Source organism: Salinimicrobium xinjiangense DSM 19287 (assembly GCF_000423585.1).
In the GTDB taxonomy this organism is placed as follows: Bacteria; Bacteroidota; Bacteroidia; order Flavobacteriales; family Flavobacteriaceae; genus Salinimicrobium; species Salinimicrobium xinjiangense.
Genome location: NZ_AUIG01000001.1, coordinates 156,648 through 168,047, shown reverse-complemented (window position 1 = coordinate 168,047; position 11,400 = coordinate 156,648). Strand labels below are relative to the sequence as shown.

The window sequence follows — 11,400 nt, the reverse complement described above, 5'->3', positions numbered from 1 at the left end:
TTCAGCTGATTAATTATTGAGCTTCTTGAGGGCATTTCTCAAGTTTTACCAGCGAAGTTTCTAAAATATGATTTTTAGTACGATATTTGATTCCACCTCTCAAACAGGTAAAATGAAGCCTTTTCTGATATTTGTAATTTTTTTATTCATCGGCCTCAACAGCCGGGCGCAGGAATTTTCAGTTTCCGAAGGATTTTACATTGGTAGCCTGGATATTAAACCAAGTCTTTCTCTTCTCGCTCCGGAATTTCCCGAAAGCAAATTCACCCTCACCGAAGTCAATTTCAATAAAGAAAAGAAGCGGGAGGTAAATATTGTAGCTATGATGGAAAAAGAGCGTTACGAAAGAGAGAGCTCCTATATTGAATTAGAATCTCCCATGCCTAATCTTAGCAAAGGGGAAAAAACCCTGATCGAAGTGACCAATGATATTAGATTCCACGATCGCAGTTCTAATTTTGACATCTACACCGGAGAAAAGAAGATCCCGGCATACCAGGAGATGCGGGTGCCTTTATTCAGCAGCCCGTATTATTCCCGATCCAGGGCAAGAGGTTACATTTCCCCCTACTACTATTAGTCTTTCTTAAGGTAAATGCCGTTGTCTTTTATATCAACCTTGCGTTGTTTATAAAGATTCCCCAGGGCACGTTTAAAGCTCTTCTTGCTCATTTGCACTTCCCTTTCGATCTCTTTAGGGGAAGATTTATCTGTAAGCGCTAAAAAGCCTCCCTTTAGTTCGAGTAGCGTCAAAAGTTCCTGAGCATTAGGCTCAATACTCCTGTAACCGGGGCGTTGCAGTGTAATATCAATTTTCCCGTCTGGGCGGGTCTTCTTCACCCAGCCTTTCAACCTGTCGCCCACGTGCAGTTTCTGAAAAACATCATCTTTATATAAAAGTCCTTTATGGATCTCATTCACGATCACATTCCAGCCCAATTCCGTGGGATTTGCTACTATAAGATCCACCTCTTCAAATGCTTCTACCGTAAGCTGAGAATTATCCAGGAATGCATCCACTTTATTTGATCCTACAAGTCTGTCCGTCAATTCATCCAGATAGCAGAAGATGAGATAGCGCTCCCCTTCTCTCATTTTCATTGCCTGTTCTTTAAAAGGCACAAAAAGGTGTTTTTCCAGTCCCCAGTCCATAAAGGCGCCGATTTCACTCACTTCCACACATTTTAGAAAACCGAACTCATCCAGCTTGACAAATGGCTTCAGAGTCGTTGCCACCGGTCGCTCCTCGTGATCCAGGTAAACAAAAACATTAAGTTCATCTCCTATTTCAAAAGTTTCAGGTTTGTATTTGTTCGGCAAAAGCACCTCGTTTCCGTCATCATCTGTCAGGAAAAGTCCGGGGTCTGTATCGCGATCTATTTTAAGGGTATGATATTCTCCAATGGCAAGCATAAATCAAATTTTTGGCAAAGTTAATTATAATATACGGCTATTTCACGAAGCTGAAATATTCCAGCAACACTTCATCATTAATCTTCCGCGGTGTGAAGATCTCCAAAACCTTTGGCTTTTCTGAGGTGTCAAAAAAGTGATTTAAAGCTGCTTCTATTTCTTCGGAAGTTTTTGCTGAAGCATATTCAAATCCGTAGAGATCACAAACAGGTTTAGCATTGAGATCATGTACGGTTTCAAAGTACTTATCAAAGGTTTCTGTATTCTTTTCCCCCGGAAGAATTCTGAAGATCCCTCCTCCATGATTGTTCAGGATGATGATCCTGAAATTCTTCGGAATGTAATTATTCCAGAGCCCATTGCTGTCATAGAAAAAGCTGAGATCCCCGGTGATCATAAGCACAGGCTCTTCTGAGATCATCGCAGCTCCTACCGCAGTCGAAATACTGCCATCAATTCCGCTGGTTCCGCGGTTGCAATAGATCTTCAGGCTCTCTTTCCAATTAAAAAGCTGCGCATACCGAATTGTCGAACTGTTTGCCAACTGTACAATGGTATTTTCGGGCACAGCCGGACAAACCAACTGCATTGCCTTAAGATCTGAATATGGAATCCTTCCCATGTAATCCTCATGTTTCACTTTCCTCCTGCTCCTCACCTCCTGCCAGTATTGAGCATAGTTACCTTCAGAATTATTGATAAGCGGAAAGAACTGACTAAAGAACGAATTCACAGAAGTTTCGAAATGTTTGTTGAGGCAAAAGAAGGTGTTATATGCCTTTTTTGGATCTACATGCCAGTGCTGTTTCGGCTGGTAATTTCGCAGGAAAGCCTTGATCTTTTTGGAGACGATCATTCCGCCGAAAGTGAGCAGAATTTCCGGCTGCAGGTTGTCGAAAAGCTGCTCCCGGTTTTCATCCTTTTCAATCGGCCCCACAATGGTATCTATGCGCGTGAAGAATTTCTCCTGCTGCACGTTGGAAGTGGTCTCAGTAAAGACAATGACCGAAGGATCATTCGCCAGCCTGTCAAGGAATTCCTGCTCCACAGAGTTTGGCGGGGATACTCCAATGATCACCATCTTCCTCGCCGCCTTGTTCCAGAGTTCGGCATAAGCCTGCAGCTGATTCCTTGAATAGGTTCTCTCGATAATCTCGGGCAAAATCTGAATCGGATTCACCTCCACATCCTCTACCGTACCATACAGCGGCTCATAAAACGGAACATTGATATGCACCGGACCTTTTTCTTCAATGGCCTTGTTCAGCGCCAGATTGATCTCCCGCTCATTGTGCTTCTGAGATTCAAATTGTTTCTGCTGAAGTTTTTTCTCTGTCGCTTCATTTTCCAGTACCAATTCTGAATGCAAATTAGCCGAATACAAAATATGGTTCTCAAAAACGTTCTTTTGCCGGATAGTTTGTCCGTCGCCGATGTCGATTCGTTCAATAGGCCTGTCGGCAGAGATCACCACCAGCGGAATATCACTATAGAAAGCCTCAGCCACCGCCGGATAATAATTCAGCAATGCAGATCCCGAGGTACAAACCACGGCCACAGGCTTCTGTAATTGTTGTGCCATTCCTATGGCGACAAAGGCGGCGCAGCGTTCATCTACGACGCTATAGGTTTCAATATTAGGATGGTGCACAAAGCCGTTCGTTAGCGGCGCATTCCGGGAGCCGGGAGAGATCACCACATGCTGAATTCCCTTGGCTTCGCAAAGCGCGACTATAGATCTTGCAACCGGTATTTTTGGGTGTTTCATTTATCTTGTTTTTCTCCCCGACCCATTTTAGACCTCACAGTCCCGAAGCTTCGGGGCTGTGAGGTCTGCTTCGTAGGGAGGTTCTTAATTTATTTCAACAGCACTTTCTTCATCGTCACCGCCTTATTCACCGTTTCCTGCCATTCATCTTCGGGCACGGAATCTTTCGTGATCCCACCACCAATATAAAGAACAGCATTTCCATCTTCAATTTTCATACAGCGAAGGTTTACATACAGATCGGTTTCTTTTTTGACAGCTCTGTAAGCAAGATTTTCAACATTCCTCCTGGTCCTGCTTCGTTGCACATTTTTCTGAAGGTTCAGCTCTCCCAGGAATCCGGTGTAAAATTCCCGGTTGTAATTTTCTTCTGAAAGGATAAAGGCTTTAGCCTTTTCCTTTGGCAGGCCACATACAGCGGGGGTGGGATGCAGGGCAGAGATTACATTTTGGCATCTGGTAGAGACACCCCATGGGGTGTCTTTACTATCCAACACCCCATTAATATCCGATCTAATATGCAAAAGATTCCCTGCCCTGGCAGTATACGGATGTGATATTTCCAGGTTTTCTACTCCGCAGCTTTCTAGGTTTTCCACAATGGAGTCAGTAACAAATTGCTGCTCCTGCTTCTCCTTTTCGCCCCATTCCACATCTATGGTCCCATTATATTTCTGAGTGCCGGCGAGGGCCATGGTTTTAAAGCTGTTGCCCTCGATCTTTAGTAGTGTCTCAGGTGTAGCGCCCAACCAGCATCCGACTTCAGGATGGAACCAGCAGTAGACAAAAGCTGTGGGATAGGCATTCAGTAGTTCTTTGAACAGCTTAAGCGGATTTGGATCATTCAGCTGCACCTCTTCCCTTCGGGAGAGGACCACCTTTTCCATTTCCCCTGCCTGCAAAGCTGAAACTGCTTTTCTCACCAGCTCAATATGAGCCGACATTTTTTCTTCCGGAATTTCCCCTTTTTGAGAGGTACTCACAGCCGGAACTTCTTCAGAAACTACCTGCTCAAAAATGAGTTTTTCTGAAGCCTTTTCCGGAAAGAGAACAGCTTTCCCTGAGGTGTCAAAAGGGGCAAAAACAAAGCCGCTTTCAGTGTAATCTACATTGTAACGTAGCTGCTTATCCTGCTGTAACAATGCTTTTACTTCTCCTGAATTTCCGGTTAAGATGGGCTTCCGGTAAGCTGCAAAGGGAAGCTTACCTGCAAATTGCGCCTCCAGCTTTTCAAAAAATTCAGCTTCAGGCATTGTCTTTCTTTTTCGGAAGTGTAATAGTGGTCAGTTTCACTACAGAGATAAGATTTTCAGCTTCATCTGTGATCCTGATGCTCCAGAGTTGAGTAGTGCGGCCTTTATGAAGGTAGGTGGCTTTGGCGTAAACAAAACCTTCAGAAATGCTTTTTATATGATTGGCAGAAATTTCGATTCCGCGGACGTAATAATCATCGGTATTTAAAAAAACGAAGCTGGCCATGCTCCCTACAGTCTCCGCCAGGGCAACAGTCGCGCCTCCATGTAGCACTCCGTCGGGTTGATGGACTTTCGGCGTCACGGGCATTTTCGCAATCAAATAATCATCCCCTACTTCAGAAACTTCAATATCAAGAGTTTCCATGAGGGTGTTCTTGCATATCTTTTTCAACAGCGCGTGAGTTTCCTCTTTGGTCATAGCAAATAGATTAGTTTCTTTGTAAAAGTACAAAACCACCAGATAATATGAATGAAAAGCAGGTTTCTTATCGCTCCACCAATACCTATAGCACATTAAACGAACTCACTGAGAAAACTGAAAATGTCTGGGTGGTTTTCCACGGCATTGATTACCTGAGCCGGTATTTCCTGAAATACTTCCGCCACCTAAACCAGGAGAAGAATTACATCATTGCGCCACAGGCACCTTCGAAGTACTACCTCAACGGAAAATATGAGCACGTCGGCGCCTCCTGGGCCACCCGTGAAAATACAGAACAGGAGATCCAAAATGCGATGTCATATCTGGATGAACTATACAAAAATGAAGCCCTCAAAAATGCAAAAAACCTGATCCTTTTCGGCTACTCCCAGGGCGTCTCCATCGTCACCCGCTGGGTTGCAAGAAGAAAGATCCATTGCTCCAAACTCATTCTCAACTCCGGCCGACTACCCAAAGAATTAAGGCCTGAAGATTTTTCCTTTTTAGAGGGTACAGAGATCTCTTTCGTCTACGGCACGGAAGATCCTTTTGTGAACAAAGAATTTCTTGAAGCCGAAGAAAAGAGGATCAGGGAATTGTTTCCGAAGAATTTGAAGTTCATTCCTTTTGATGGAGGGCATGAGGTTAACCAGCAAGTCATCATTAAACTCGCGGGAGAATAGTTTTATAAAAAGAATTTAGACCGCTGCGCTGCTAGATGCTAGAGTCAAGACTTTTAAAATGCCCGTCATCCTGAACTTGTTTCAGGATCCTTGAGAAGCTGAAATAAATTCAGCTAGACGACTCAATATAGAATACGGCCATGTCACCTCGAGCGGAGTCGAGAGGTCTTAGGAAACTAAATAGTTAGTCTGGAAATATAAGTTGGCGCGGATTAGCAATCCGTGCCGAGGACTTCCTTCCCCACCCCGACCTACGGCCACCCCTCCGCCGGAGGGGACTGTTCAAAAGAAAATTTCTCATAACAAGAGGAAGCGTCATCCTGAACTTGTTTCAGGATCAAAGGGAAGCTGAAACGAGTTCAGCTTGACGGAGGGAAAACTTGAGGAACAAAAAAAGCGCTGCCAATTGGCAGCGCTTTTAAAGACTCTAAGTGGATCCCGACATGCGTCGGGATAAGCGATTCACAAGGTTTTGCTTCACAAAACCTGTTCTCTGCTTACTTTACTTCTTCAAAGTCAACGTCTTCTACATCGTCACCTTGCTTGGAGTCACCTCCGGCTTGTCCTCCGGTTGCTCCTCCCTCGGCTCCGGCTCCCGGTCCACCTTGTGGGCCACCCGGTTGTCCGCCTTGCTCGGCTTGTGCTTTGTACATTTCTTCAGAAGCTACTTTCCATGCCTCATTGATCTTGTCCAATGCAGGCTGAATAGTATCAACTTCTTTTGTTTCATAAGCTTTCTTCAGCTCTTCCAAAGCGTCTTCGATCGGCTTCTTCTTGTCATCAGAAAGTTTATCACCAAATTCTTTCAGCTGCTTTTCAGTCTGGAAGATCATAGCATCAGCTTCGTTCAGTTTATCTACTTTTTCTTTGGCTTTTTTATCTGTTTCAGCATTCGCTTCAGCTTCCTGCTTCATCTTTTGGATCTCTTCTTCAGTAAGACCTGAAGAGGCCTCGATTCGGATATCCTGAGATTTACCGGTAGCTTTATCTGTAGCGCTTACTTTGATGATACCGTTGGCATCTATGTCAAAAGTTACTTCAATTTGAGGTGTTCCTCTTGGCGCCGGTGGAATTCCGTCAAGGTGGAATCTACCAATTGTCTTGTTATCGGTCGCCATTGGACGCTCTCCCTGTAACACGTGAATCTCAACAGATGGCTGATTATCGGCCGCGGTAGAGAATACCTGTGATTTCTTGGTTGGAATAGTCGTGTTAGACTCGATCAATTTAGTCATCACACCACCCATAGTTTCAATACCAAGAGATAGCGGAGTTACATCAAGAAGCAATACATCTTTTACATCTCCTGTAAGTACACCACCCTGGATCGCAGCACCAATCGCTACAACCTCATCAGGATTCACTCCTTTTGATGGTTTCTTTCCGAAGAACTTTTCAACTTCTTCCTGGATCTTAGGGATACGGGTTGATCCACCAACAAGAATTACTTCGTCAATATCACTTTTTGAAAGTCCGGCATCGCTAAGCGCTTTTTGCACAGGATCCATAGAACGCTTCACCAAAGTATCGGCAAGTTGCTCGAATTTTGATCTTGTAAGTGTCTCTACAAGGTGCTTTGGTCCTGAAGCGGTAGCAGTAACATATGGCAGGTTGATTTCAGTCTGAGAAGAAGAGGAAAGCTCAATCTTAGCTTTTTCCGCAGCTTCCTTCAAACGCTGAAGTGCCATTGGGTCTTTTCTAAGGTCGATATCTTCAGCTTTCTGGAAAGTATCTGCAAGCCAGTCGATGATCACCTCATCAAAATCGTCACCTCCAAGGTGCGTATCACCATTTGTAGAAAGTACCTCAAATACTCCGTCTCCTAATTCAAGAATAGAGATATCGAATGTACCACCACCAAGGTCATAAACAGCGATCTTCTGATCCTGGGATTTTTTGTCAAGTCCGTAAGCCAGTGCAGCTGCAGTTGGCTCGTTAATGATCCTTCTCACTTTAAGACCGGCGATTTCTCCGGCTTCTTTTGTAGCCTGGCGCTGAGAGTCATTAAAGTATGCAGGTACGGTAATTACGGCTTCAGTCACATCCTGTCCAAGATAATCCTCGGCAGTTTTCTTCATTTTTTGAAGTACCATCGCAGAAAGTTCCTGCGGAGTATACTTACGTCCGTCGATCTCCACACGCGGCGTGTCGTTATCACCTTTTACTACTTTATAAGGAACCCTTCCGGCTTCTTTAGAAACTTCGGAATATTTATTTCCCATGAACCTCTTGATAGAGGAAATGGTTTTTTGCGGGTTGGTTACAGCCTGACGCTTTGCAGGATCCCCTACTTTTATTTCGCCTCCTTCTACAAAAGCAATCACAGAAGGAGTAGTTCTTTTTCCTTCGGCATTAGGTATCACCGTTGGCTCGTTACCTTCCATTACGGCAACACAGGAGTTGGTAGTACCTAAGTCGATTCCAATTATTTTACTCATAATTCTATAGGTTGTTATTTATTATTTCTTAATTTTTTGAACAACCTCTTAAAGTCAATCATTATGCCACCGGAAATTATATGACAGGATGTCATTTTTGACACCTGAAGGCCGTCATTTGCTACAATTTTTGGCAAGGATTTTTATTCTGAAATTGCTGAAGGGATTATTACCTTTGCCCGCTAAAGATTGAGAATGGAGAGTATCAGCGTTTTTGACATGCTTAAAATAGGAGTTGGACCGTCCAGCTCCCACACCCTTGGTCCATGGAGGGCTGCCGAAAGATGGATCGCAGAATTAAAGGAAGCCGGAAGGTTTGATCAGGTGGAAAAAGTGACCATCAACCTCTATGGTTCCCTTTCCCTTACCGGAAAAGGTCACGCCACAGACCTGGCTTCGGTGCTCGGACTTTTAGGCTATGATCCTGTCACTGTACCCGTAGAAAATATTGATCCTGAGATCAATAACATTAAGACATTTAACCGTCTTAATCTGAACGGCGAACGCAGTATCGACTTTGACCTCGTAAACGATATCGTCTTCAATAAGAAGTTCCTGCCATTCCATCCCAACGGAATGAAATTTACCGCCCTCCTTTCCTCCGGAAAAACCACCTCCTCCACCTTCTACTCCATCGGCGGGGGATTTGTCGTAAAGGAAGAAAGGAAGAATGCAAAAAAGCAACTGAAGAAATTTAAAGAATTTCCTTTTCCTATAGTTAAGGGAACCGAACTGGGTGCTTTTTGTAAGCAGGAGAACAAGAAGATCTCTGAAATCGTTTACGAGAACGAAAAATCCCTTCGGACTGAAGAAGAGATCGACGCCGGACTAAAAGCCATATGGGATGTAATGCTGGAATCCATGTACCTGGGCTGTCATACCGAAGGCACCCTCCCCGGTGGGCTTAACGTGCGCCGCCGGGCCCCGGACTCTCACAAAAAGCTTATCGGTGATTCAAAATATGAAAACAAGGAAGAATGGATCGAAGCTATTCGAAACACCGAAGTGAAATTCCGTTCCATTCTAAAATGGGTAAGCTGCTTCGCTTTAGGCGTTAATGAGGTAAATGCTTCTTTGGGACGTGTGGTAACAGCGCCAACCAACGGAAGCGCCGGAGTAATTCCTGCGGTTGTCATGTACTACCTCACCATAGAAAACCACGACGCCGGATTTGAAAAGATAAAGCAGTTCCTTCTAGTAGCCGGTGAAATTGGAAGTTTGTTTAAAAAAGGAGCAACAATTTCTGCGGCCATGGGTGGTTGTCAGGCAGAAATCGGAGTTTCCTCTTCCATGGCCGCCGGAGCGCTAACTGAAGTAATGGGCGGTTCTCCCGAACAGGTAATGATGGCTGCGGAAATAGCTATGGAACACCACTTGGGCCTAACCTGCGACCCCATCGCCGGACTCGTTCAAATACCATGTATTGAAAGAAACTCCATGGGCGCAATTAAAGCCATTAACGCTGCAGAAATGGCCATGGATGCCGATTCCATCCACGCGAAAGTTCCATTGGACAAGGTAATCGAGACCATGTGGGAAACTGCAAAAGATATGAACTCGAAATACAAAGAAACCTCAGAAGGCGGATTGGCGGTGAGGGTGAGTTTGAGTGACTGTTAGGATAGTATTGAGATATTAGTCCCGATAGCTATATCGGGAGAGTATTGAGATTTTAGACTTTGACCACCCCGCCCTGCTGGCACCCCTCCTTGAAAAAAGGAGAGGAACCCTAGGAAGTCGTACACGACTTCCCCTCCGGGCTGCACATTTCAGCTTTAAATGAAATTTCCTGCCTAAGGCAGTGAACGCGAAGCGGAATTATCAATTTGAACTCCCTCCTCCCGAGGAGGGTTTCGCGCAGCGAAATGTCTCCAACAGCTCCCCTCCTTTTTTTAAGGAGGGGTGGCTCCGCCGGGAGGCGGAGACGGGGTGGTCAGGCGCCACACCCGCGCAGCGGAATTTTGTCAAAACTTTTTTAAGCGGAAAACTGAAATTTGGGACGAACAGGAATTCGGGAACCGGCAACCGGCAACAGGCAACCCGCAACAGGAATCACTTTAATTTCTTCTCCTCACATCCTTCCTTCCTCCTGGTATCGATCAGGTAGATGATATTCCATTCTCCTTTTTGCTTCATAAGCTGAAAATTATTCACCCCACAATGGCTAAAAGTATCGTTTAGATAAAACGAATAAGGTGTCCAGGCATTTGCCATGTCTCCGTCTATTTTGATGACATAATCATGTAGCACCTCTTTGAATTCCGTTTCCAGGGGTATAGAAACTATTCCCTTCAGAACCTTTTCCAGCTCCTCTTTGACAAGTTTCGTGTCGCCTTCTTTGGTTCTGCCAATAGTTTGCACAACAGGATCTTCATGGAATGCAGACTTCATAATAATCGAATCCCGGGCATGGAAACCTTCAAAAAAGGTATTTATAACTTCTTTTACCTTATCTTCTTCAGAAATATCCTGAGCTATTGCAAAGGCTCCAAAAAGGAGAAAAACGACACTCGTTACAAGTCTTTTCATGGCTATACGGTTTTGAAGGTAATTTAGTACTTTTACCTGAATTTTAATTTTTACCCTATGTCAGTCGCAAAGAAAGAGTACAAACGCGTTACCACAAAATCTCTGGTGGAAATGAAAGCCAACGGAGAAAAGATCTCCATGCTCACCGCCTATGATTTTTCTATGGCAAAGATTGTGGATGGTGCAGGCATAGATGTAATACTTGTAGGCGATTCGGCCAGTAATGTAATGGCGGGACACGAAACAACCCTTCCTATTACCCTTGATCAAATGATCTATCATGCGGCAAGCGTAGTGAGAGCGGTAGAAAGAGCTTTAGTGGTTGTGGACCTTCCCTTCGGAAGTTATCAAAGTGATCCTAAAGAAGCTTTGCGGTCTTCCATCAGGATCATGAAAGAAAGCGGCGGACATGCAGTAAAACTGGAAGGCGGAAAAGAAATTAAAGATTCAGTAAAACGGATTCTCAATGCCGGAATTCCGGTGATGGGACATTTGGGTTTAACTCCGCAGTCCATTTATAAATTCGGAACTTACACTGTTCGCGCAAAGGAAGACGCCGAAGCTGAAAAATTAAAGACTGATGCTCTTATGCTTGAAAAAGCCGGATGTTTTGCTCTTGTTCTTGAAAAAGTTCCTGCCAAACTGGCCAAAGAAGTAGCAGAGAGTCTGACTATTCCGGTTATTGGAATTGGTGCCGGAAATGGAGTTGACGGCCAGGTGCTGGTAGTTCACGACATGATAGGAATGACCCACGAATTTAATCCGCGGTTCTTGAGAAGATATCTGGATCTATATTCAGAGATGACGAAGGCTTTTGAGCAATACCGGGATGATGTGAAGAGCAGGAATTTCCCATCAGACGAAGAACAATACTAGAAGTTAGATATTAGAA

General features: G+C 44.5%; 10 protein-coding genes. 4 read left to right on the top strand and 6 right to left on the bottom strand.

All coding sequences use genetic code 11. The annotated features are described in order from the left end of the window. The first annotated feature begins 112 nt into the window (after positions 1-112). The gene (locus G564_RS0100765; RefSeq protein WP_029035976.1) at positions 113-580 is read left to right on the top strand and encodes a hypothetical protein; all 468 of its coding nucleotides are present in this window, start codon (positions 113-115) and stop codon (positions 578-580) included. Here G564_RS0100765 and G564_RS0100760 read toward each other — a convergent pair. The 4 genes from G564_RS0100760 to G564_RS0100745 all read right to left on the bottom strand — a co-directional run bounded on the left by G564_RS0100760 (position 577) and on the right by G564_RS0100745 (position 4,855). Then, positions 577-1,413: a CvfB family protein gene (locus tag G564_RS0100760; protein WP_029035975.1), complete on the bottom strand. Its 837-nt coding sequence runs from the start codon at positions 1,411-1,413 to the stop codon at positions 577-579. The two genes, G564_RS0100765 and G564_RS0100760, sit on opposite strands and share 4 nt — an antisense overlap. 37 nt (positions 1,414-1,450) lie before the next feature. Continuing rightward, complete coding sequence (gene menD, locus G564_RS0100755) at positions 1,451-3,181, bottom strand: 2-succinyl-5-enolpyruvyl-6-hydroxy-3-cyclohexene-1-carboxylic-acid synthase (RefSeq protein ID WP_029035974.1); 1,731 nt, start codon at positions 3,179-3,181, stop codon at positions 1,451-1,453. Positions 3,182-3,270: 89 nt separating this feature from the next. Next, positions 3,271-4,434, bottom strand: coding sequence for a chorismate-binding protein (locus tag G564_RS0100750; protein ID WP_029035973.1), 1,164 nt, complete (start codon positions 4,432-4,434; stop codon positions 3,271-3,273). Further along, a complete protein-coding gene (locus G564_RS0100745) occupies positions 4,427-4,855 on the bottom strand; it encodes a PaaI family thioesterase (protein ID WP_029035972.1) in 429 nt (142 codons plus the stop codon). Before G564_RS0100745 ends, G564_RS0100750 begins: the two co-directional genes overlap by 8 nt. A 47-nt stretch (positions 4,856-4,902) precedes the next feature. Here G564_RS0100745 and G564_RS0100740 point away from each other — a divergent pair, with 47 nt between their 5' ends. Further along, positions 4,903-5,541: an alpha/beta hydrolase gene (locus G564_RS0100740; protein ID WP_029035971.1), complete on the top strand. Its 639-nt coding sequence runs from the start codon at positions 4,903-4,905 to the stop codon at positions 5,539-5,541. 497 nt (positions 5,542-6,038) lie between these two features. On the opposite strand, the gene dnaK is transcribed toward G564_RS0100740, so the two are convergent. Next, positions 6,039-7,979, bottom strand: coding sequence for a molecular chaperone DnaK (dnaK, locus tag G564_RS0100735; RefSeq protein ID WP_029035970.1), 1,941 nt, complete (start codon positions 7,977-7,979; stop codon positions 6,039-6,041). Between the two features lie 195 nt (positions 7,980-8,174). Here dnaK and G564_RS0100730 point away from each other — a divergent pair, with 195 nt between their 5' ends. After that, positions 8,175-9,599, top strand: coding sequence for an L-serine ammonia-lyase (locus G564_RS0100730; protein ID WP_029035969.1), 1,425 nt, complete (start codon positions 8,175-8,177; stop codon positions 9,597-9,599). A 432-nt stretch (positions 9,600-10,031) separates the two neighbouring features. Here the strand turns inward: G564_RS0100730 and G564_RS0100720 are convergent, their stop codons facing one another. Further along, positions 10,032-10,508 carry a nuclear transport factor 2 family protein gene (locus tag G564_RS0100720; RefSeq protein WP_037373235.1) on the bottom strand — a complete coding sequence of 159 codons (477 nt, stop codon included), beginning with the start codon at positions 10,506-10,508 and terminating at the stop codon, positions 10,032-10,034. Positions 10,509-10,565: 57 nt separating this feature from the next. Between G564_RS0100720 and panB the strand changes: the two genes are divergently transcribed. Further along, the gene (gene panB, locus G564_RS0100715) at positions 10,566-11,384 is read left to right on the top strand and encodes a 3-methyl-2-oxobutanoate hydroxymethyltransferase (protein ID WP_029035967.1); all 819 of its coding nucleotides are present in this window, start codon (positions 10,566-10,568) and stop codon (positions 11,382-11,384) included. Positions 11,385-11,400: the final 16 nt, after the last annotated feature.